The sequence below is a fragment of the Acinetobacter sp. SH024 genome, assembly GCF_000163635.1.
Classification (GTDB): Bacteria; Pseudomonadota; Gammaproteobacteria; order Pseudomonadales; family Moraxellaceae; genus Acinetobacter; species Acinetobacter pittii.
Genome location: NZ_GG753600.1, coordinates 811,770 through 833,133, shown reverse-complemented (window position 1 = coordinate 833,133; position 21,364 = coordinate 811,770). Strand labels below are relative to the sequence as shown.

Genomic DNA, 21,364 nt, shown 5'->3' with positions numbered 1-21,364 from the left:
GGAAACCTTATGGAACTAAGACATTTACGGTATTTTGTGGCTGTTGTTGAAGAACAGAGCTTTACAAAGGCAGCCGAAAAACTATTTATTGCTCAACCACCTTTGAGTAGACAGATTCAAAATCTGGAAAGCGAGCTTGGCATTCAACTGTTTGAGCGTGGAAGTCGTCCTTTACAAACTACACAAGCAGGGCATTTCTTTTACCAGCACGCCGTTAAACTTTTGTCGAATGCTGAAGAAATAAAAAGTATGACCAAGCGTATTGGTCTCATCGAAAGAAGTATGACCATTGGTTTTGTTGGGTCTTTACTTTATGGTTTGTTGCCTCGAATCATTTATTTATTTCGCCAACAGCAACCTCATTTGAATATTCAGCTCATGGAATTAAGTACAACCGAACAGTTACAGGCATTAAAAGAAGGACGTATTGATGTCGGTTTCGGACGTTTAAGAATTAGTGATCCTGCTGTGAGACGTATTTTGCTACGTAAAGAACGCTTGGTGGTTGCTGCGCATACGAGTCATCCTATTGCACAGCGTACGGAAGGGGTATATCTGGCCGATCTTATTGATGAAAAGATGTTTATGTATCCCACTTCACCGAAACCCAATTTTTCGACCCAGCTTTTGAATATTTTTGCCGAGCATAGTTTGGTTCCAAAAAATATGCATGAGATACGAGAAATTCAATTGGCTTTGGGCTTAGTTGCAGCTGGAGAAGGGATCTGCATTATTCCAGCAAGTGCCGATACCATTCGATTTCCACACTTAAACTATATTCCGATTTTAGATAACGGCGCGGTCAGCCCAATTTTTATTACAGCACGGGCAATGGATCGAAGTGAAGATTTACAGTCACTGTTTGATTGTATTTATCAGGTGTATGATCTTGAAGGTATTCCATATAAACGCACCGTTTTCACGCTCGATCAGAACCCGATAGATGATTCAAATGGTATCGATCTTTAAATAAGAGAAGTGCATAGCCTCAAAAGCTGAAGCTATGCGTTGAAGTAGTTTAGAAAGCCCAAATCAGTTTTAGCCAGCTGGTATGGCCTTCGGGACGATATTCGGCTTCGGTTTCTTTTAGAAATTTGGCTTCAATAGACCAGTTCTTATCGGCATATTGAATGCCTGGACCAATTGCAAAAGCCTGTCCTTTAAACCCAATGTCACTTCCGTTTACTTTGTCATTTGTGGTTTGTTTAAAAGCATAGCCTTCAACTGCCACTTTGATTTTTGGGTTAATGCGATAACCCAAGCTATAGTCACCCGCAATGTATTGTCCAGACTGGTAGTCAGTCGCGTCGTTACGCGTATTCCAGCTATAAGACAGTTTAGTAGATAGATCTAAACCTGCCGCGTTGGCATAACTATAGGCAATAATCGGTCGAATGGTGTGATAGTTTTTCCCGAGATTAGCTTCAACTGGATGTGTCGTACTTGGAGTGTTGTATTCTCCTGTCCCGAGCACAGTTTCTAGGGCTGCAATCCAGTGATGATTTCCTTGATGCCAGCCGAGCATGCCACCCAAAATCAAGTCTCCGAGACCTTGGTTTGAGTCAGCCATTCCATTTACTTTGAGTCTTAGATCAACCAATGGTTGAGCTGCATAAAACCCGAGTTGTCCATCCATAATTTTTTGATCGGTCATCCAGACCAACCGCGGAACCACGGCGTTGACATCAACATGGAACTGGTCGGGACCATTTTGAAACTCTGATGCGTGATAATTTTGATAATAACTGAGTAGATAAACCCCAGCAGGTGGTAAGGCACCCGCCATCATACCTTCGGCACCTAAGGCAAAAGAGTCCGAGCCGTTTTCTGTCGCAAATGCAGAAGGAAGGTAAAGGGCGCTGATTACACCACATATGATTGCAGCAATTTTGTTATTCATAGAATGTCCTATTCTGTGTTGTTTGGCTTGTCACTAAAAAACGTTATTCCTTAACGGTCTTTAAAAACTTAAGTCTGTTTAGTCTAAAAATTTGGGATGCAGAACTCCTGTGAGCCTTGTATTTTCTTTCTAAATTACAAATACAAAGCTCATTTGAAAAAGCGGAGTGCTTAAAAATTTATCTTTAAATATGTTTAAATAAAGCCGAACGCGATTGTCCAGCAGCGCCATCTGCTGCACTTAAGAACCGTTCAGTGTGAATGTCCCGTTCGAATAAGCGACTTTGCATGAGTGTTGAAATTGCCGAGTCGATCATGATGGGTGGTCCACACAAATACGCTTTGTGTCCACCACATCGATTTTCAAAGTAATCGGCAACAGCCTCGTGCACAAATCCGGTAAATCCAGTCCATTGGTCTTCTGCTTTTGGTGCATTGAGAGCAGGGATATAACGGAAGTTCGGATAGTCTTTTACGAGTTGTTCAAACAAATTTCGGTTGTATAGCTCTGCCAAGTCTCGTGCTCCTTGGAAGAGGTAAATCGTGCGACTATCTCCAGACTCAAGTAAATCTAAAATCATCGATTGTGGACTTGAAAGACCTGAACCACCTGCAATGAAGATGGCGTTTTGATCATCTGACTTGCGTACAAAAAATTGTCCATAAGGGCCTGAAATATCAAGCTGATCACCTGTGGCAAGTTGTTCATGCACATAAGTCGTCGCTGCACCGCCTTCAACTTTACGAATATGCAGCTCAACAATGCCCACTTCACTTGGCGAATTAGCAATTGAAAATGCACGAGTTCCTTCAATATATGGGAACTGGACATTGATATATTGACCCGCTTGGAACTCAATTGGACGATTTAGTTGTAGTCGGATTCCTTTGATGGTCGGCGACAGGTCTTTTATTTCAATTACTGTCGCTTGAAAGTCTTGAACCAAATGACCTAAGAAATCTGGGTCTTCATCGACATCGGCTTCAATGATCATGTCGGATTGTGGTTTGCAGCAGCAGGCAAGCACCTTATTTTCATCACGTTCAATATCCATGAGCGCAAAGGGAGAGGCTTCACCGACATCATAAAAACCATCGGTGACTTGAACCTTACATGTCCCGCAAGTGCCATGACCACAGGCAAAGGGTAACCAAACGCCTTGACGTAGGGCAGCATCTAAAATGGTTTGGTCTTCTTCTACTTCAATCGTTGTTCCGATCGGTTCAATGGTGACTTGATAACTCATGACACACCTCCGAATTAAACGTAGCTGTCGTTATAGCCATTTAACTCTGGCGTAACGAAACGAAGTAATGACTTATGCCCAAAACCAAGCTCTGCCAAAGTTTTTGTACTCTCTGGTTCGATTGTTTGACCATCTAAGGTGTATTGCACTTTTGACCAATCAATTTTGGCAAAATCTGGATGTTGGGCAAAACCACCTGTAATTTGTTGCTCAATCAACTGTTCAAAAGTTTGTTGAGGCGAGGCAAGCATGGCATGTGCCGAGCAAAAAAGGGTGTGATGATCCCAACCCACGTAAAGTAAGAATTGATCGCCATAATTTTTTTGCAAATCAAGTGGTTCAAATTGATAATTGTTGTGTATCGCGCGAACAGTCATGTTCAATCTCCTTATTTCCTATCAGGCAGCTTGATCACTGCCTGAAAATTCCTTGTGCTTAAGCTGCGTTGCCTTTCCATTTTTTCCAGCGTTGTTGATCTGGTGAGCCTTCAATATCCAGATTGTCGGCGCCGACATTCATGCGGTAATAATCACGGAGCATGGTTTCGAGGTCACCGCCACCACAGTTGCCTTGCAAAATTTGATTTACAGGTAGCCATGCTTGTATATATTTCTCAGGCTCGCGTTCGAAAATGTCATGACAGCCATCTGAACAGGTGTGGTAGTGTTCGCCTTGGTAGATGCTATGGCGATAACTAAACTGAGTTGGGTCATCACCCATTTCGGTAAAGGTCATTGGAATCTGACAAACCTGACAAAGCTGTGGTAAACCTGCGCTATAGAAGCGTTTACCCTCGGCTTCCATTTTGCGAGCCAGCTCCCATTTTGGACGGTAGTATTTATCGAAAGTGTCTGGATATTTAGCCGATAACCAATCCATTTCTTCGTCAGTTGGAATCCAAGTATGGAAACCGGCAGCATGACCAAAGTTATAGAAAATCCACCATGCCTGATGTGAGACATGCTCTTTTTCTTTCACAATGACATCGCTATATTTCGGCATACGAATGCCATAACGGCTCAAATCTTTAAATAGTGCGCCGCCTGCTTGTTCAAAGTAAACTTCCCAAGCTTCTTTCCAAGACATCACTTTGTTTGGCAGCATGTAATCCATCATCATGCCTACAATTGAAAGCAAACGTGTCCCACGCCAGAACCATTTATCAATCCATTCCTGAACAATAGGTACGTTGTCTTCATGTTGTTCGAGCAAGAATTTCACGATTTCAAGACCAAGCGTCATGTGGCGAGCTTCATCTGACTGCGCACTAAAACCAAAGGTTACGGTTGCCATATCGCCGTTATAAGCTGCACCTGACATAAATGGCACAAACAGCAAGTTGGTAAGTACATATTCAAAAGCAAAACTAATCGCTAATAAAAATTCGAAAGGGCCAGCAGAACGGGCATCTTCAAAAAATGATTTAGGCACAGACAAATACCAAACGCGGTCATGCATGTGCGCCCAATCCTGAAAACCATCAAAGAACTTGTTGTAATGGCTCATGGCATGAATTTGGGTCTGTACATGACGCAGCTCATCAATCGACTGCATCTGAGAAGCAATACGTGCTCCAATTCCACTAAACTGGCGGCCTACATGTGCATAGCCTTGATAAGCTTGATATTCAAGTGGAGTAACCGCCGTTAAAAAGAGTTTGATCGCATTTAAGTAGCGTTCATTGCTGACATTCATCTGACCATTGTTTTGAGCAAAGGCATCAAAAATGGCATAAAGTTTTTTCTCTTTTTCTGCCTGATATTTCCAGTAAGCATCCATGGTTAAGCGGAAAGGATCTTCCCATTTAGACCAGTCCGTAATTTTGATACCTTCAAACTCTTCATAAGGGAAGGCCTCTTTACGGTCAGCATAGGAAAAGTCCCAGTCCAGATCACGGGTTAATGTGCGGTAACGATCTTTCGCATTTAATTTTTTGCTGGTTTCTTTCGTTTGAGTTGTCATGATTGATCATCCTTAAATCTTTGTTAAACAACGTCTATGTTGTGATTAATTCCAGTGAAGGCGGAAAGTATCGTCATCTTCTTCGACGTTGCCGCCCAGCGTAATCATGTTGAGTTGTAACGATTGGATATCCCAATCTTGGCCTAGTTTTTCAGATACGGTTTCGGCTTTAATGACCAAATCAGTTTCACTTTCAATTCGGATCATGGCGGGTAAATACTGAATTGAAGCTTCAGGGTTATCTTCTTCAATCGCTTCAAGGATGTAGCGTGAAGTATCGTTGTCTTGTAACGCGAGATAGACTTTAGACATGTTGCTTCTCCTTAAGCATTTGCAAGTTCTAGTTGTAGGCCGAGTTTTTTTGCGCGATCAATCACGACTTGTTCTGCTTGATCGACTGCATCTGCTGTTAAGGCTGCTGTTGCCCAAGGTGTAAAGGCTGCTTTTACTTGAGCTAAAGACTGGGTGAACCATTCATTTAATAGCTGTTTGTTATGATCGGATTCTGCTGCCGCAGTTTTAATGACGGTGTCTGACCACTTACGTAAATCACCTAAAGTGTCTTTCATAAATTCAGTCAGCATGGCTAAGTCACGAGCATTTTGACTCACTAACCACTGATCAAACTGTTGATAAACAAGCTCGGTCACAAAGCCGTCAATCACAAGATTTTGTAATAAAAAGAGTTTGAAGTAGTCTTGCTCGGTGAGGCTTTCTTCACACAGACGGCGTAAGCCTTGCCATGCAGGATGTTGCATCCAAGCCTGTTTTGCCTGCTGTAGTGAGTCGCCGCTGTTGCCATCTAAAGCTAAGCCAATCCGTGAGATGTACTGCGCAATTCCTAAATGATCCATCGCGGCATAAATACAAGCTTGGGTAAGTACGGTGCCATAACCATAGGCACTGCCAGACATCATGTGTAAGTTTGCAGTTTGTTCAACGTGGCGAAATGGCAATAGGCATTCAATAACCTTGGCTTTGACTTCGTCAGACAAATGCTCTGCAAGCTGACGTTTTTCGAAAAAAGCAAAATTACTTTCGGCTGTGTCCTGTAAACGCGCACGGTGCTGAACATAAGTTCCATAATAGAATTGACGTGGATCTTTAAATGCATACCAGTCTTGCATTTGCAGGGCAGTATGGGTTTTATCATTTAAGGTCTTTTCAGGTTTCCACAAAGGACGATAGTGAAAGTTAGTTTCTGCCTGTACATCAAAACTTACTTCTTGATATCGAGTTGCTGGCTTACTACCAAATCGTCTTTCGATATAGGCGTAGTTCTGGCGAATAGGTTCGACATTTGACGTTTTGATTTCTAAAGTCATGGCTTTATCTCCTTATATTTTTTACATCTGATCATCTTGATCGTTGCTATTACGTTGCGTGCCGACTAAGGTTGCTTCAGTGCCATAGCGCCATTTTTCTTCCTGAGCATCGTTAAAAGCTTGCTGCTCTTGGGTCATTTCAACCACTTGATTGGTCTTACAAAAATCATTAAATGCATGTTTAGGCAAAACCAGTTCCACAAATAGACTTGGATCGTGAATGGCAAAATCGAATTCGATAAACTCTGCGTTTAAGTCGCCAGTGACCCGAATATATTTGGTTAATGCTTCGACTTGAGGTTGCGTCATGCTGTACTCCATCAAGACATGGTCTTGAAATTGATGAATGCTCCTTGCTCTCGCTATAAGCTTTACAAAAGCTATGCCAACTTTATTTTTATTATTAAAAACAATTAATTAAGATTTTTATGGAAAATGAGGAATTTTTTAAATTCACCATTTCATGAATTTTTTTGAATGGTGAAATAGAGATATTCATGATTTGATGAATAGGGTCGTAAAAATTTCTTTTTAGATTGTTTGAGGCTTTAAATGGAGAGATTTAGAAATACTTTTTTAGTATGAAGTTATGTCTTTAAGATACTAGGACATTTATCTGGTTCTTCGATAAGATGAGATAAAACCCAAATGTGTTTAATGGATTAAAACAGATCACTCATGGCTCGAGTAAAATACGATACAACGGGACGATACGCAGATCATCCGCAAGAAATTCACGATTTGCTGTCTAAATTGCACTTTGATACTGCCCACGGCCAAATCTGGTTTGATGAATATCGGATGCTGCTTTTACACACCAGCATTATGGGATATTTGCGTAAAGACTTAGCGCACATGATTGGGCTTGAACGGACCAAGCGTTTTTTTATTCGTTTAGGTTATCAAGCTGGGTTAAAAGATGCAGAAGTTACTACAAAAATGCGTCCCGATTTAAATGAACACGATGCTTTTATGGCGGGTCCACAAATGCACGCCATTCGTGGAATGGTGCAAGTACAGGCCAACCAGCTCAATTTAAGCCACGATAAAAAACAGTTTTATGCCGATTTAAATTGGCTCAATTCTTTTGAAGCCGATGTGCATTTAGAGCATTTTGGCCCAAGTGATGAACCTGCGTGCTGGATGCTTCTGGGTTATGCGTGCGGCTACAGTAGTTTTGCGACGGGCATGACCATTATTTATCAAGAAATAGAGTGTAAAGCTTGCGGCGATGAGCATTGCCGTATTATTGGTAAGCCTTTAGAAGAGTGGGAAAATGCTGATGAACTGATTCAGTTCATGTCTCCCGAACCCATGGAAAAAGAACTAATTGCGTTGCAGGCTGAACTTTTTGAACTTAAAAAATCAATTTATAGCGACAGTGAAGCCGATTACCAATTATTTAGTTCTGTGGGTAAGTCAGCATCTTATAAACAGGTCTGTGCATTATTAACAAAAGCAGCAGGTTCGAAAGTTTCTATTTTGCTACAAGGTGAAACCGGCGTTGGTAAAGAAGCTTTTGCTCGAGGAGTTCATGCAAATAGCCAAAGAAAAGACCAACCTTTTATTGCAGTAAACTGTGCAGCGATTCCACCAGAGTTAATTGAGTCTGAGTTATTTGGGGTAGAAAAAGGGGCTTATACAGGAGCGCATCAATTTCGCTTGGGGAAGTTTGAACGAGCCAATGGTGGTACGATTTTTTTAGACGAGGTGATTGAGCTTTCACCTCGTGCACAAGCAGCACTATTACGCATTTTGCAGGAAGGTGAATTTGAGCGAGTAGGAGATTCACAGACACGTATTTTAGATATCCGTGTAATTACAGCAACCAATGAAGATCTTGAGCAGGCTGTAAAAACAGGGCGATTTCGGGCAGATTTATATTATCGCTTAAATATTTTCCCTGTGCAGATCCCGCCTTTGCGAGAGCGCCGTGAAGATATTCCTTTATTGGTTGAACATTTTCTTCATCGCTTTGAAAAAATGTACGGCAAAACCATTCAGGGTGTAAGTGAAAAGACCAAAGTTTTTATGCAGCAATATGAATGGCCGGGAAATATTCGTGAGTTGGAAAATTTATTAGAAAGGGCTGTTTTATTAACGGATGATCAGCAACTGATTAAGTTAAATGCCATTTTCCCACAGATCAAGCATGAACCAGAGCAGGCTGTAGTTGTTGAAACCGACTTTGAGCAATTGTTGCAGGCAGAGTTTAATTTAGAAGAACACGAGAAGCAGTTAATTTTAACGGCTTTAAAAAAGGCAAATCATAATGTGTCTGAAGCGGCACGTTTATTGGGGCTAACTCGGGCAGCACTGGATTATCGAATTAAAAAATTTCAGCTTTGAGTCAATATCAACAAGCTCAAAAATAAAGGCCTAACTTTAAACGTTAGGCCTTATCGACTATTGCACTTTCGCTGGGAAACCATCTTCTTCAAGTGCTTCGGTAATTTTATCGACGCTTTCACTGCTTTCAACAGTCACGATTTTGGTCGCTAAATCTACATCTACTTTTGCATTTGGGTCGATATCTTGAATCGTCGCAGTCACGCCACGAGCGCAGCCACCACAAGTCATATTTTCAATAAGTAGTTTCATGTTCATACTCCATCAAGAATGAGATGTTTGTTTGGATAACACTGAGTCTAAACCTTGTCATGATTGTAAGGTCAAGACCAAATTTTTAAAAAAATATGCTTGACCTTCCCATGATGGGAATCTGTATGCTCAATACAGAATATTAAATTTTGTAGATTTGCAGAGGTGTTTGATGGACTCAAAAAACACAAAATTGCCAGCATATAGTGAAACACTCTCAATTGAGGGCATGACCTGTGCCTCGTGTGTAGGTCGTGTCGAAAAAGCACTTAAGAAAGTTGAAAATGTAGAGATTGCTAACGTTAATTTGGCAACAGAAAAAGCCGTTGTTTATTCAAATCAACCGATTCAGCGTGAAGCACTGGTTAAAGCAGTTGAACGAGCAGGGTATGATGTTCCAAAAGCTGCGCCAGTGGAGTTGTCTATTGAGGGTATGACTTGTGCATCTTGTGTTGCTCGTGTTGAAAAAGCCCTTAAAAAAGTAGACGGCGTTCAAGAAGCCACAGTCAACTTAGCAACAGAGCAAGCTTGGGTGCAGGCAGATGCATCAGTCAATGTTGAAGACCTAATTCGTGCTGTTAAAAAAGCAGGTTATGACGCGAAAGCATCTGAAAAAAATCAAGATGAGCAGCTCGACAAAAAAGCATCAGAGTTAGATCAGCTTAAAAAAGATTTGATCATTTCGATTGTGTTGGCCTTACCTGTGTTTATTCTGGAAATGGGTTCACATCTCATTCCAGCTTTTCACATGTGGATCATGGACACGATTGGTCAATACAATAGCTGGCTTTTACAGTTTGCTTTGACCACATTAGTTCTCGTTTTTCCAGGTCGCCGTTTTTACCAAAAAGGGATTCCAGCCCTGTGGCGTTTGGCACCAGATATGAACTCGTTGGTTGCTGTTGGCACTTTGGCTGCCTACAGTTTCTCGGTCGTAGCAACCTTTATGCCGCAGGTATTACCCCAAGGTACCGTCAATGTTTACTTTGAAGCGGCTGCCGTTATTGTCAGTTTAATTTTGCTTGGGCGATATTTTGAAGCCAAAGCCAAAGGGCGTACTTCACAAGCTATTCAACATTTAGTAGGAATGCAGCCCAAAACAGCTCGTATTCAACGTGACGGTCAAGTGGTTGAAGTTGCTGTTGCCGAAGTGGTCAGTGGAACTATTGTAGAAATTCGGCCGGGTGAACGTGTGCCAGTCGATGGTGAAGTGGTTGAAGGGCACAGCTACATTGATGAATCTATGATTACGGGTGAACCAGTTCCTGTTGAAAAAGTAGTGGGACAACAGGTGGTCGGTGGTACGGTCAATCAAAACGGAACACTGAACATTCGGGCAACCGCAGTGGGTAGCTCATCTGTACTTTCACAAATTATTCGTATGGTTGAACAAGCCCAAGGTTCTAAACTTCCGATTCAGGGCTTAGTCGATAAAGTCACCATGTGGTTTGTACCTGTAGTGATGTTAATTGCTGCAATTACTTTCTTGGTTTGGTTTATTTTTGGGCCAGAACCTGCGCTCACTTTTGGATTGGTGAATGCCGTTGCAGTACTGATTATTGCATGTCCTTGTGCGATGGGGCTTGCAACACCAACTTCTATTATGGTTGGTACTGGACGTGGTGCCGAGTTAGGTGTCTTGTTCCGTAAAGGTGAAGCTTTGCAGCTTTTACAAGAAGCTCAAGTAGTTGCAGTTGATAAAACGGGCACACTCACCGAAGGTAAACCGACACTGACTGACTTTAATGTGCAATCAGGTTTTGAGCGTGAACAAGTGCTGACTTTAGTTGCCTCAGTCGAAGCCAAGTCTGAACATCCGATTGCACTCGCGATTGTTCAAGCAGCAGAGAGTGAAGGCTTAAACTTATTACCAGTAACAGCATTTAACTCGATTACAGGTTCAGGTATTGAAGCAGAAGTTTCAGGCCAGAAAGTACAAATTGGCGCAGACCGTTATATGCATCAACTTGGTTTAGATACCAACTCATTCCAAGCGATTGCTGCTCAGTTAGGTGAAGAAGGCAAAACACCACTCTATGTTGCCATTGACCAGCAACTTGCAGCAATTATTGCCGTGGCAGATCCAATTAAAGAAACAACCTATGCTGCGATTGAGGCCTTGCATCAATTAGGCCTCAAGGTTGCCATGATTACAGGAGACAACCGTCATACGGCGCAAGCAATTGCCAAAAAGCTGAACATTGACGAAGTTGTGGCAGAGGTTTTACCCGAGGGCAAAGTGGACACAGTCCGCCAACTGCAAAAACAGTATGGGTGCTTAGCTTTTGTTGGTGATGGTATTAACGATGCACCAGCCTTGGCGCAAGCAGATGTAGGTTTAGCTATTGGTACAGGAACAGATGTTGCCATCGAAGCAGCTGATGTTGTGCTCATGTCAGGTAGTTTAAAAGGCGTACCGAATGCAATTGCATTAAGTAAAGCCACCATGCGAAACATACGTCAAAACCTGTTCTGGGCATTTGTATATAACGTAGCCCTAATTCCAATTGCAGCAGGGGCATTATATCCAGCATTTGGTGTGTTACTTTCACCGATGTTTGCAGCAGGCGCGATGGCACTTTCTTCGGTCTTTGTTTTAGGCAATGCATTACGCTTAAAACGCTTTCATGCGCCAGTAGAGTAAGCGTGCTGAAAATCAACTTTTGGTTTAAGATCATGACAGCAGGTCTTAAACCAAATTTAATATTTGAGGTGTGAGATGAATATCGGTCAGGCATCCAAACATTCGGGCATTTCGGCGAAAATGATTCGCTACTATGAAGAAATCGGTTTACTTGAAGCAGCTCAGCGTTCTGCTTCTGGCTATCGCATCTATTCAGAAACAGACCTTAAAACTTTAAACTTTTTAAAGCATGCTCGAGAGTTAGGTTTTTCATCTGAACAGATGAAAGAGCTTATTTCACTTTGGAAAAATACTGATCGGCATAGTGCAGAGGTGAAAGCCTTAACCGTCAAACACATTGACGAATTAAAGCAAAAAATTGCCCACCTACAAGAAATGGTTAATATTTTGCAGGCTTCTGCCGATGATTGCTGTGGCGACCAACAGGCTTCTTGTGCCATTTTAGATCATATTGAAAAAGGGGTGGGTGTAAGCTAAATCCCATAAAAATAAAAAGGTAAAATCATGATTTATACAGCTTCTTGTCTTTGTAATGGTGTTCAACTCAGCATTAATGCTGAATTAAATCCCATTATGGTTTGTCATTGTAAACAATGCCAAAAAGCACAAGGGGCTGCTTTTGCAGCTATTACACAGGTACAGAAAACTGATTTAAACATTGTACAGGGTGAAAATCTTTTGCAAGCGTATTTTGCTTCTCCAAACAAAAAGAGAGTGTTCTGTAAAACTTGCGGTTCACCGATCTGGAGTGAACGTCTAGATAAGCCAGAAGTGGTACGCCTGAGGGTCGGACTTATTAATGAAGAAATATCGATGCCAGTCATCTCTCATGCTTTTGTCAATTCACAAGTGAAGTGGTATCCAATTTGTGATGACGCTCGCCAATATCCAAATGGGGTAGAAAACCCTTAAATATTAAGGTTAGATCGTATTTTGTTCATTTGTAAAAAAACGTGAACAAGACTAGTCATGAATAAATAATGTGCTATAACTGTACCTAAGGTAATCGTAATATCTCCTCGCTCCACAGGGAAACTTGGGACAGGGCAAAAGATACGATAAGACCTTACATATAGCTAGCAAAGAGCAAACAAGAGTTGGATAGACACAACGCTTACATTGCTCACCGTTGCAGAAAAGCCCGTGAAACGGGCTTTTTTAATGCCTGTAAAAAAGATATTTCTTATTTGGAAATATCTTATACTTTTAAACTATTTATGAAAAAGTAATGTAAAAATAATAAAATATTTCAAATATACAGACTTTTCTGTATTGCAATTTGTTTTTATTAAGGGTACATTTGGTTAACGGTTTAAAGTTCAAGTTTAATAATGAACTCATGGTCGTTGTGGGAGATCTAAGAGCCTGCATTTTCCCCAAGATGCGGGTTTTTTTTATGCCTGTAAAAAAGTAAAAATTGTAATCAGCTTAAATAAAAAATATCTAATTTACTGTTATCTAAAATATTTTAATTAGCCTACGATCTAAAGATTGCGTAGGCTTAAAGTTGTGAATACCACTTAGGAACGATATGCTAGACAAGCTTGTGCGCAAGCAAAACATGCTTTAGCACAAACTTGGCAGTGTTCATGGTCATGTTTACTGCATTCTGCTGCACAAAGTTGACAAGCGTTCGCACAAAGTTGCATAGCTGATTCTGCTAGCTCAGAGTTTCTGAGTTCTAAAGACGTACAAAGTTGGCAGGTTTCTACACATGTCATGCAATGCTTAATACATTCACGCATCATACTTACATGTTCTTCTTGCAAACATGCTGCTGCACATGTTTTGCAGGCAATCATACATTCAATACATGCTTGAATTGAGGTAGAAGCATTACAAAATAAAGAAGAGTTGGTTTCTTGTTGAGTTTCCATAAAAGTTCTCCTGTCGAAGACTATTATTAAAAAACAGAATATTGTTATCTCTTTTCATTTTATAAAATCATTTCTTTGGTAGGTGAGTTTGAAATGAAAGGTCTACAAACGCTCAATAGGGTTTAACCTCGTATAAGAATGTTACATCTAGCTACTTCAGTTATAAATTTCAAAACTATTTGCCCAGCATTAGATTTAAAATTTGATTCGATATAATACTTTTGGCTAATTTCTTATTGTGTGAAAATTGTGCAAATTATCAGTGTGAACTTTAAGGGCACACGAAATGGAAAACGTTAATCAATTTGCTCACGGAGCTGAGCATGAAGTCCACATACATTGCAAACGATCATTAAGCACTTTAATACTGAGTATGCTCGTATTAATTACAACTGGTCGTTAAAAGAAAAAGCACCTAAGGGTGCTTTTTCTATATGAGTTTAAAGTGAAACCTTTACTTAAGAGTCTATAAAGCCACGCCGTTTTTTGTAGGCTTTACGGTCATAAGAAGGGATGTTTGATTTCTGGAGATCAATCGCAAGTTGTTTCTTGCGTTGAAACTGAACTTCACTTAGAAGAGCAGCATAAATTTTGGGGCGATCAGTTTTAAACTTTTCTACATCCAACGGAATCGTATCTTCGTTCTTAACAATGTATAGCACAGAGCCATTGCCATTCATTTCATAAACCGTCCAACCAACTCGTACAATGTAGAGTCCGGTTTTCTGATTCTTACCTAAATAAGATTTAAAACCATCTGGATGAGGGCGAACATAAGCATTCATCATGCATCCTCCATCATCTGATTTATTTGATGAAAGCGACAATCAAAGAATTGATGGGGAACGGGACATCATATTCAGTAAAATCACGATTTCTAGTTGTTTATATATTGATCATTTTTCAAATTTCAAGTCAGAAAAAAGCGTTTATTAAATAAGCTAAATAAGGGTTAAATATTAAAAATAACGGCTTATTTTTCTGTGAAAAAAAGCTTGATTTAATTATTTAGCGAGCAGAAAAAATAGCGCTTATTCTATGTTTCTGTGATCGATTTTGCATATTTAAAATTATTGAAATAGTAAGTGAATTTGTAGTCAGGTGGAGTTAATTATTTGTTTTAAAATTAAAAAAATAAAATTCAATATTTCTTGTTACAACCATTATGTCGACAATAGATATTCCTTTTTGACATATTTCGCCTAGCATAACTAAAGAGTTCGTTGCCTATGGTGTCATTTATGTTTATTGGACTTGTGGTCACCATTTTGTTGACTCCAGGCCCAACAAATACATTGTTAGCCTCGGCTGGAATACAAGCAGGGGTGAAGCAGTCTCTTAAACTTATTCCTGCTGAAGTGATGGGTTATCTCATTGCAATTACTTCATGGGGTGTTTTGCTTGAGTCAGTTTCACATTTTATCCCTTGGCTTCCTGCCTTATTAAAGTTAATAAGTGCAACTTTTATTCTCTACCTTGCATTTAAACTTTGGATAACATCAACAAATGATATCAAATTAGACAGCCCACTAATTACGCCTAAGGCTTTATTTGTTGCAACACTTTTAAATCCTAAAGCTTTACTCTTTGCTTCTGCTATTTTTCCACATGCAGCATGGGAAGTGCTTCACGTTTATTTTGTGCATATTGCTATTTTTTTATCATTAATTACACCCATTGCATTTTTATGGATTGCTTTTGGAACCGTATTAATTTCAAACAAAGTAACTTGGTTAAACCAACGTAATTTACAACGTACGGCTGCATTTATTTTAACTTTTTTTGCGATGCCAATCGGCTATTCTGCGATTAGCTCATTTTAAACTTAACCCTTTATTTATATTAAAAAATTTAATTTTCAGGAGATTTTCATGACAAGATTAAAAGTAATTATCAAGGACCAGTTTGATAAAGAATCAATTGCTTTGGCAAAAGTTAGACCCATGAATGACCATGCGCTTGAGCTTCATAAAAGTGTTGAACATATTGAAATTAATGATGATATTATTTTACCCAATATGGATTTGCTCTATGAAAACCCTAGAGACGGCAAAATTTATCAGTTAATTGGTCCATTCAGTGAGGAATAACTCTTAAATTAAATTTAACAATAACCATGAGCAGAGTTTGTATTTTGTATGGTCTTAATAGAAGTCATTTAGTTAAGAGATGGTGAAAATTAAGCCAAACTAACGTATAGACACAATTAAAATATTGAACATCTAAAATGGTTATGGGACTATGCCTGTGTAAAAATGTGACCTAATCCACATTTTTGCATTTCAGGATTAAGTGGATTTCACTAAGCCCATTCCTTCAATGAGAAGTAGGAGTGGGCTTTTTTTATTCTTTGAATGTCTCATCTAGAGCTTGTTGAACAGCTTCAATACGTGATTTACACGCTTTATAAGCCGTAATAGATTCTTCAACAATCTTCATTAAATTATCGATATCTGGGCTTTCCTGAGATTCAAGTAATTCGGCATTTTTCTTCAAAATGTCATGACCATCTTTAAACGTTAACTCTTCATTCTTCATGTGGAATTACCTGTGTAATGTTGGCTTCAACCACACCATCTTGCATCTCAATAGCAATGGCGGGGCTTGAAATTTGATGTATAGAGCGAATCGCTTTTCCTTCTGATCTAACAATTGCATAGCCCTTGGCCTGAACCTGTTTCGGGTTTTGCAAAAGAATTTCTTTCATCAAAGATTCGATTTGGGCTAATGAAAATTTAACTTGTTGCTGTGAGCTAAACTGAATACGTTCTTTCATCTGGTCAAGCAAACGATGTGCCGAGCTAAGTTGACTCTGTGCCGAAGATTTAATGTGATGAAGCAGTTGATCATTTTTGCTTTGATAGGTCGTGATTTGATGCTGAGAAAGTAGCTTAATCGTTTGCAGGCTATCTACAGCTTCTTGGACGCGTTCAACAATGTGGTTTCGGATACCAGCAATGACTTTACTTGGTGTATCAAATGAGCGATGAGCAATTTCATCAAGAATTGTACGGTCTTTTTCATGACCAATACCTACCCAAATCGGTACACTACGTTTGCAAAGTAGGGCGGCAAGTTCGTAATCATTTAAATAAGCCAAATCATTTACCGATCCACCACCGCGAATAATCACAATCAAATCAGGTGGAAAGTTAAAGGTGCTGGCCCATTGTCTTAAACCTGAACCTAAGGATTCAATCAAACTGGTTGCAGCCGTGTTTCCTTGAAAAGTAGCGGTGTGATACACAAAATGGCAAACCCCATTTCGCTCAAGTGCATCTGCATCTTTTTTAAAGTCACCAAGGCCCGCAGCATTTTGTGGGGCAATGACTAAAACATTTTGAATATCAAAAGGAGTGGGAAGAAGTTTATTTTTATGGATTAAACCTTCTTGAGTAAGTCGTTCAATAATTTGCTGGTAACGTTTAGCAATTTCACCCAATGTAAAGCTTGAGTCAATCTCTTCAATGTTGACCGAAAATCCATATTGAGGATCAAAACGTGCTCTAATTTTGATGAGTACATTTAAATCACTTGAAATCTCAATTCCAGTTTCACGTTCGAATTTTAAAACAATTTTACTTGCTGAAAATTTCCAGATCGTGGCTTTACAGCTGGCAATGACTTTATCCGTCTCTGCATCTTTTTCTGCGAGTTCTAAATAGTAATGACCGCCCTTAATATTTAAATTTCGAATTTCTGCTTTTACCCAAACTGGCTCATCAAAAGCCACACGTATGACTTCCTGAACTGTGCCGAGATATTCACTAAGGGAAAACTGAGGTTCAGACATACGAACTAAAAATTAAAGGGCCAAACTAGATAGTATAAAAGCCATCCAACCAAGGCAATTGTTGTCTATGAATATCGGGTTCTATTTAAAATAAATACAACAATTTAAAGAATTAAAAATTGAAATTGATAAGTGAATTTAGACTGAACGGTTAAAATAAAAAAATAATAAAAAGAGAATTGTTAATAATTACAACCGATTAAAAAATAAAGTTTGCTTTATAAAATATATGAGCGTATAAAGCTTACTTCCAATTGCGGGGTGGAGCAGTCTGGTAGCTCGTCGGGCTCATAACCCGAAGGTCGTTGGTTCAAATCCGACTCCCGCATCCAAAAATATTATGCTCTGTGATGTACCACTTTTCATAATACGAAAATTATGAAAAGCAATTAGCTTATAAATAACCCTATATAAAGCTAAATATTAAATTCTAGACGAACTGTCCATACCCTAAATCTAGCGTTCTAATTACATACCGTAAAATCACATGAGCTCAGTGATGAGTGAATGATTGTGAATATAGTAAATGAGTGGCACATTGCCACAGCCGTAAATGGCAACGAAATTAATGTGAGGATTGTTCCTCATGTGCGTAAACAAAACTCTCTCGATGGATATCGTTGGGTCGAAGTTGGTAAAAAAATTCAACTTCAATCTGGTGAAGAAATTGAGTTAAACCAAGATGGTAAAAGCTTCTATGCCGGGTTTAATCAACTTTATCGTTTAAATACATATTGTTGATAAAACCATGGTAATAAAGCGAGAAAACCTATCTCTTTTAAAGGAGATAGGTTTTTTTATGTCTACAGGTTATATAAATAATTAAAGTTATAAAAAGGCTGAAGTGATTAAAAATAAGTGCATTATTATTTTAATTATATTTAATAACTAGATTAGCCTGCTCGCCAGAACTGGCGACCCATAACCTTAAAGTTTTTACCGTTCTCTTCTGTTACGCGTCGGTCTCTAAATTTTTCATTTAAGCTATGCAAAATTAAAGAGCCATCTGCCTCTTTAAAAATCTGTTTAATCATTCCTTCGCCAGCAAAGTAAACCGCATAAATCTCGCCATCAATGACTTCTGTTTGAGAGATATCAATACCCACCAAATCACCGTCTTTAATGTAGTCGGTCATGCTATCGCCTTTAGCTTTAATAATACGCATGCATTCTTGAGCAACGCGTTTTTCTTTAAAGAATGAAGCAGGGAATGGAATTTTTCCATTAATAGCATCAAAGTGAAATTCAATAGATTCACCTGTCCCGCAAGAAAAGTTAGCTTCTACAACTTCAATCCAGACATATTGATCGGTAGATTCTGCACTTACTACAGTCGGGCTAAATACATCACTTTCTCTAAAAGAGTCTTCAGTATTCCCTGTCGTTAACCAATAACCATCCACTCCTAAAAATTGAGCAATTAAAGGAAGAAATGCGGATTTTAAATTTTTCCCTGACTCTAAAGCCTGATAGGCAGGTTGCGACATCTTTACAGCTTCTGCCACTTCAGCCTGAGTTTTTTTGGCTTTAATTCTAGAGTCTTTTAAACGGTCTTTAAGAGCCATAATGGTTACACCAGTAAACTTATAACAAATATATAACTTAAGTTATATAGAGTAAAACAACTATAGTTATTGACTAATAATAACTATAGTTATAATATCAGTTATATCTCAAGATGAATAGAGAAAATTTAAATGGTACCTAAGTCACTATTTATCGCTTTATCAAAGCTTTGAGATGGAAGCTAAATTTATTTTGTTTCTACAGGTAGCAGAATAAAAGGGAGATAGCTCAATTATTATTTGCAAACAGGCTATCAAAACAAAAATTGGAATAAAAAAAAGCCCGATTCCGTGGATCAGGCTTAATGTTCGTCGATAAAGGGTATCAAGAACATGAAGAATTTAACAAAGATTGTGAGACCTAACAAAAGTTTCCGATATACGGCAAAGCCTTATATGAACTTTTTGGTCAAAAAATTAAGGCGTGTAAAAAGCTTAAATCCACAAAATTTAATACTTTTTTACATTTTTAGAAAAGGAAATATTTGTTTATAAATTAGTGGCTTAATTGCATATAGTTGGGTTCTTTATGATTGTTGTACCAGATGAAACGTTTTGAACACACATTTGTAGTCATAGCTTAGCTATATTGCTCAAAGAATGTATCAAAACCTCAAGAATAACAAACGATAAAGACGCCTTACTAACGAGTACATTGAGTTGGAGATAGTGAATGACTACAGCAATGCAGAACAGAGCTAAACAACTTAAAAATGCAAAACGTGGAGGGTATATCCCGACAATTGCCAAAGACGTAAACAAATATAAGGTACAAAAAATAAAAAGGGCACTTGAGGAGGCCAAGCAGATTGTAAATGAGCTTGAAGATGACGCATTCGAATTCGATGATCAAGTCTCTATGCAAAAAGCGATTGGTGCAATCACAGTGATTGAGTTGATTGAACAAGCCTTAAACGGTGCACACTAACAGGCTTTAGCATACAAACATTCTTTCTCGGACCCCTGAAATAAATGGGGTCAAGGATAAGTTCGTCTTGCAATTTAGCGCTGCTTTAAAGCGTTAGTGTTTTTTATTGACTGTAATAAAGAAAACGAAGGGATTAATAAACATTGAAAACCACAAGCTGGTCAACGTGATGAGTTTTCAAGTTTTACCCTTTAGCGCAGGACAAAGTCATGGAAACAGTTTCTAGCAGTGGGTTAGCCACATTTTTAAATTTTTATAGTATTGCAATTATGGTGGCTTTGGCAGTCAGCTTAGTTGTCGCAGTTGTATTGATGATGCGTTTTCCTCGTTCTCCACAAGAATGGATTGTTGCTCTCATCTGTACAGTAGTTTCAAGCCTGACAGGCGGCTCATTCATTATTATGAAATGGAACCTGCATGAATGGGTATCCGATATTTGGGGAATGATCACCCTATCTGGATTTTTCTTCATCTGTGGTTTACCGGGCTGGGCTATTGTGAGATGGATATTTAACTTCATCAATAAACAAGAAGGTAAAACGATTGTAGAGGTCATTAAAGACCTAAAAAAAGCAAAAGATGATCTCCAAAATAGCTAAAGACAGCTTTAAATATAAAGGTAGAATAAAATGAATATTGATCAATACTTAGAAAAAGTTATCAGCCGAGAAGGCGGATATGTTAACCATCCATCAGATCATGGCCATGCGACTAAATTTGGCATTACAGAAGCAGTTGCTCGATCGAACGGATATCAAGGCAACATGCAAGATTTGCCCTTAAGCGTCGCTAAATCTATTTATCAGCAAAAATACTGGCTTGAACCTCAGTTTGACCAAATTGATACGATTAGCCCCGCTATTGCCGAAGAGTTACTCGATACAGCTATCAACTGCGGTGTCAATTTTGCAAAGCCTTTATTACAACGTGCTTTAAATCTGCTGAATAAAGAGGGAAAAGAAGGTTGGCCAAATCTTGTGGTAGATGGTCAGTACGGACCTCTAACTTTGCAAGCACTAGCTATGTACTTAAATAGACGTAATAAAGAGGGAGAAAAAGTATTTGTGCGCATTTTAAATATTATGCAAGGGCAGCATTATATTGAAATTACCGAGAACAACCCTAACTACGAAGATTTCTTTTATGGTTGGATATTAAACAGAGTAACACTCTAAAAATGTATTAGAAGAGAACATGTTTAAAGATCTAATGAGTTAAAAAGCCTAACCATGAGTTAAGGCTTTTTAACAAATAATAGGTCGAGCAATGCTTGGCGAATTCAAACATGAGGTGCGACAGTTTCAAAAGCCATATGATAATCAACAAGCTGAGCAAATTTCTCTAATGGTGTAAGCCAATCTAACGCCTTTCTAGGACGAGTATTCAGTGACATGGCAACTTGATTTAAATAATGCTGATCTGCCTGATTTAAATCAATCCCTTTAGGTAAATATTGCCTAATTAAACCATTCATATTTTCGCATGTGCCTTTTTGCCAAGGTGAATGTGGGTCACAGAAATAT

Annotated in this window: 25 protein-coding genes and 1 tRNA gene; 12 read left to right on the top strand and 14 right to left on the bottom strand. The window is 39.0% G+C overall.

Going from position 1 to position 21,364, the window contains the following annotated elements; genetic code table 11:
- The first annotated feature begins 9 nt into the window (after nucleotides 1–9).
- The gene (locus HMPREF0013_RS09835) at nucleotides 10–969 is read left to right on the top strand and encodes a LysR family transcriptional regulator (protein ID WP_002119870.1); all 960 of its coding nucleotides are present in this window, start codon (nucleotides 10–12) and stop codon (nucleotides 967–969) included.
- Between the two features lie 49 nt (nucleotides 970–1,018).
- Here the strand turns inward: HMPREF0013_RS09835 and HMPREF0013_RS09830 are convergent, their stop codons facing one another.
- The 7 genes from HMPREF0013_RS09830 to HMPREF0013_RS09800 form a co-directional block, all read right to left on the bottom strand.
- Nucleotides 1,019–1,900, bottom strand: a complete 882-nt coding sequence (locus HMPREF0013_RS09830) for a SphA family protein (RefSeq protein WP_005802650.1) — start codon at nucleotides 1,898–1,900, stop codon at nucleotides 1,019–1,021.
- Between the two features lie 184 nt (nucleotides 1,901–2,084).
- Entirely contained in the window at nucleotides 2,085–3,146 is a 1,062-nt protein-coding gene (locus HMPREF0013_RS09825; protein WP_002119881.1) for an NADH:ubiquinone reductase (Na(+)-transporting) subunit F, read from the bottom strand.
- Nucleotides 3,147–3,160: 14 nt separating this feature from the next.
- Nucleotides 3,161–3,523 carry a phenol hydroxylase subunit P4 gene (locus HMPREF0013_RS09820; RefSeq protein ID WP_002119925.1) on the bottom strand — a complete coding sequence of 121 codons (363 nt, stop codon included), beginning with the start codon at nucleotides 3,521–3,523 and terminating at the stop codon, nucleotides 3,161–3,163.
- A 58-nt stretch (nucleotides 3,524–3,581) separates the two neighbouring features.
- Complete coding sequence (locus HMPREF0013_RS09815) at nucleotides 3,582–5,108, bottom strand: aromatic/alkene/methane monooxygenase hydroxylase/oxygenase subunit alpha (protein WP_002119916.1); 1,527 nt, start codon at nucleotides 5,106–5,108, stop codon at nucleotides 3,582–3,584.
- A 45-nt stretch (nucleotides 5,109–5,153) separates the two neighbouring features.
- The gene (locus HMPREF0013_RS09810) at nucleotides 5,154–5,420 is read right to left on the bottom strand and encodes an MmoB/DmpM family protein (RefSeq protein WP_000049450.1); all 267 of its coding nucleotides are present in this window, start codon (nucleotides 5,418–5,420) and stop codon (nucleotides 5,154–5,156) included.
- Nucleotides 5,421–5,431: 11 nt separating this feature from the next.
- On the bottom strand, nucleotides 5,432–6,433 hold the full coding sequence (locus tag HMPREF0013_RS09805) for an aromatic/alkene monooxygenase hydroxylase subunit beta (RefSeq protein WP_002119874.1): 1,002 nt from the start codon (nucleotides 6,431–6,433) through the stop codon (nucleotides 5,432–5,434).
- A gap of 21 nt (nucleotides 6,434–6,454) precedes the next feature.
- Nucleotides 6,455–6,742, bottom strand: a complete 288-nt coding sequence (locus HMPREF0013_RS09800) for a phenol hydroxylase subunit (RefSeq protein ID WP_002119893.1) — start codon at nucleotides 6,740–6,742, stop codon at nucleotides 6,455–6,457.
- A gap of 369 nt (nucleotides 6,743–7,111) precedes the next feature.
- Between HMPREF0013_RS09800 and mobR the strand changes: the two genes are divergently transcribed.
- Nucleotides 7,112–8,782: a phenol degradation transcriptional regulator MobR gene (gene mobR / locus HMPREF0013_RS09795; RefSeq protein ID WP_002119883.1), complete on the top strand. Its 1,671-nt coding sequence runs from the start codon at nucleotides 7,112–7,114 to the stop codon at nucleotides 8,780–8,782.
- A 57-nt stretch (nucleotides 8,783–8,839) separates the two neighbouring features.
- Here mobR and HMPREF0013_RS09790 read toward each other — a convergent pair whose 3' ends face one another.
- A complete protein-coding gene (locus tag HMPREF0013_RS09790) occupies nucleotides 8,840–9,040 on the bottom strand; it encodes a heavy-metal-associated domain-containing protein (RefSeq protein ID WP_077164555.1) in 201 nt (66 codons plus the stop codon).
- Between the two features lie 166 nt (nucleotides 9,041–9,206).
- On the opposite strand from HMPREF0013_RS09790, the gene HMPREF0013_RS09785 reads away from it, so the two are divergent.
- The 3 genes from HMPREF0013_RS09785 to HMPREF0013_RS09775 all read left to right on the top strand — a co-directional run bounded on the left by HMPREF0013_RS09785 (nucleotide 9,207) and on the right by HMPREF0013_RS09775 (nucleotide 12,590).
- Nucleotides 9,207–11,678 (top strand): heavy metal translocating P-type ATPase, encoded by a 2,472-nt coding sequence (locus HMPREF0013_RS09785; protein WP_002119906.1) that lies wholly within the window; start codon nucleotides 9,207–9,209, stop codon nucleotides 11,676–11,678.
- Between the two features lie 75 nt (nucleotides 11,679–11,753).
- Nucleotides 11,754–12,155: a Cu(I)-responsive transcriptional regulator gene (cueR, locus tag HMPREF0013_RS09780; RefSeq protein WP_002119912.1), complete on the top strand. Its 402-nt coding sequence runs from the start codon at nucleotides 11,754–11,756 to the stop codon at nucleotides 12,153–12,155.
- 27 nt (nucleotides 12,156–12,182) lie between these two features.
- Nucleotides 12,183–12,590, top strand: a complete 408-nt coding sequence (locus HMPREF0013_RS09775) for a GFA family protein (RefSeq protein WP_002119862.1) — start codon at nucleotides 12,183–12,185, stop codon at nucleotides 12,588–12,590.
- A 608-nt stretch (nucleotides 12,591–13,198) separates the two neighbouring features.
- Here the strand turns inward: HMPREF0013_RS09775 and HMPREF0013_RS09770 are convergent.
- Nucleotides 13,199–13,555, bottom strand: coding sequence for a four-helix bundle copper-binding protein (locus tag HMPREF0013_RS09770; RefSeq protein ID WP_002119936.1), 357 nt, complete (start codon nucleotides 13,553–13,555; stop codon nucleotides 13,199–13,201).
- 458 nt (nucleotides 13,556–14,013) lie between these two features.
- Complete coding sequence (locus HMPREF0013_RS09765) at nucleotides 14,014–14,343, bottom strand: hypothetical protein (protein ID WP_002119931.1); 330 nt, start codon at nucleotides 14,341–14,343, stop codon at nucleotides 14,014–14,016.
- Between the two features lie 441 nt (nucleotides 14,344–14,784).
- On the opposite strand from HMPREF0013_RS09765, the gene HMPREF0013_RS09760 reads away from it, so the two are divergent.
- Together HMPREF0013_RS09760 and HMPREF0013_RS09755 are read left to right on the top strand one after the other, a co-directional pair.
- Nucleotides 14,785–15,378, top strand: coding sequence for a LysE family translocator (locus HMPREF0013_RS09760; RefSeq protein WP_005802640.1), 594 nt, complete (start codon nucleotides 14,785–14,787; stop codon nucleotides 15,376–15,378).
- A 48-nt stretch (nucleotides 15,379–15,426) separates the two neighbouring features.
- Complete coding sequence (locus tag HMPREF0013_RS09755; protein ID WP_002119919.1) at nucleotides 15,427–15,645, top strand: hypothetical protein; 219 nt, start codon at nucleotides 15,427–15,429, stop codon at nucleotides 15,643–15,645.
- Nucleotides 15,646–15,898: 253 nt separating this feature from the next.
- Here HMPREF0013_RS09755 and xseB read toward each other — a convergent pair whose 3' ends face one another.
- Nucleotides 15,899–16,093, bottom strand: a complete 195-nt coding sequence (xseB, locus tag HMPREF0013_RS09750; RefSeq protein WP_002119890.1) for an exodeoxyribonuclease VII small subunit — start codon at nucleotides 16,091–16,093, stop codon at nucleotides 15,899–15,901.
- The gene (gene xseA, locus HMPREF0013_RS09745) at nucleotides 16,083–17,348 is read right to left on the bottom strand and encodes an exodeoxyribonuclease VII large subunit (protein WP_005802637.1); all 1,266 of its coding nucleotides are present in this window, start codon (nucleotides 17,346–17,348) and stop codon (nucleotides 16,083–16,085) included. Before xseA ends, xseB begins: the two co-directional genes overlap by 11 nt.
- A 255-nt stretch (nucleotides 17,349–17,603) precedes the next feature.
- Between xseA and HMPREF0013_RS09740 the strand changes: the two genes are divergently transcribed.
- Together HMPREF0013_RS09740 and HMPREF0013_RS09735 are read left to right on the top strand one after the other, a co-directional pair.
- A tRNA-Met gene (locus HMPREF0013_RS09740) sits at nucleotides 17,604–17,680 on the top strand.
- Between the two features lie 175 nt (nucleotides 17,681–17,855).
- Nucleotides 17,856–18,089 carry a hypothetical protein gene (locus HMPREF0013_RS09735; protein WP_002119938.1) on the top strand — a complete coding sequence of 78 codons (234 nt, stop codon included), beginning with the start codon at nucleotides 17,856–17,858 and terminating at the stop codon, nucleotides 18,087–18,089.
- A 152-nt stretch (nucleotides 18,090–18,241) separates the two neighbouring features.
- Here the strand turns inward: HMPREF0013_RS09735 and HMPREF0013_RS09730 are convergent, their stop codons facing one another.
- Nucleotides 18,242–18,913: an XRE family transcriptional regulator gene (locus HMPREF0013_RS09730; protein WP_002119885.1), complete on the bottom strand. Its 672-nt coding sequence runs from the start codon at nucleotides 18,911–18,913 to the stop codon at nucleotides 18,242–18,244.
- Between the two features lie 673 nt (nucleotides 18,914–19,586).
- Between HMPREF0013_RS09730 and HMPREF0013_RS09725 the strand changes: the two genes are divergently transcribed.
- The 3 genes from HMPREF0013_RS09725 to HMPREF0013_RS09715 all read left to right on the top strand — a co-directional run bounded on the left by HMPREF0013_RS09725 (nucleotide 19,587) and on the right by HMPREF0013_RS09715 (nucleotide 21,016).
- On the top strand, nucleotides 19,587–19,841 hold the full coding sequence (locus HMPREF0013_RS09725) for a hypothetical protein (protein WP_002119927.1): 255 nt from the start codon (nucleotides 19,587–19,589) through the stop codon (nucleotides 19,839–19,841).
- 209 nt (nucleotides 19,842–20,050) lie between these two features.
- Nucleotides 20,051–20,440 (top strand): hypothetical protein, encoded by a 390-nt coding sequence (locus tag HMPREF0013_RS09720; RefSeq protein ID WP_002119864.1) that lies wholly within the window; start codon nucleotides 20,051–20,053, stop codon nucleotides 20,438–20,440.
- 30 nt (nucleotides 20,441–20,470) lie between these two features.
- Nucleotides 20,471–21,016, top strand: coding sequence for a glycoside hydrolase family 108 protein (locus tag HMPREF0013_RS09715; protein ID WP_002119903.1), 546 nt, complete (start codon nucleotides 20,471–20,473; stop codon nucleotides 21,014–21,016).
- A 104-nt stretch (nucleotides 21,017–21,120) separates the two neighbouring features.
- Here HMPREF0013_RS09715 and HMPREF0013_RS09710 read toward each other — a convergent pair.
- On the bottom strand, nucleotides 21,121–21,364 hold a 244-nt coding region (locus HMPREF0013_RS09710; RefSeq protein WP_000328084.1), incomplete at its 5' end, for an IS30 family transposase.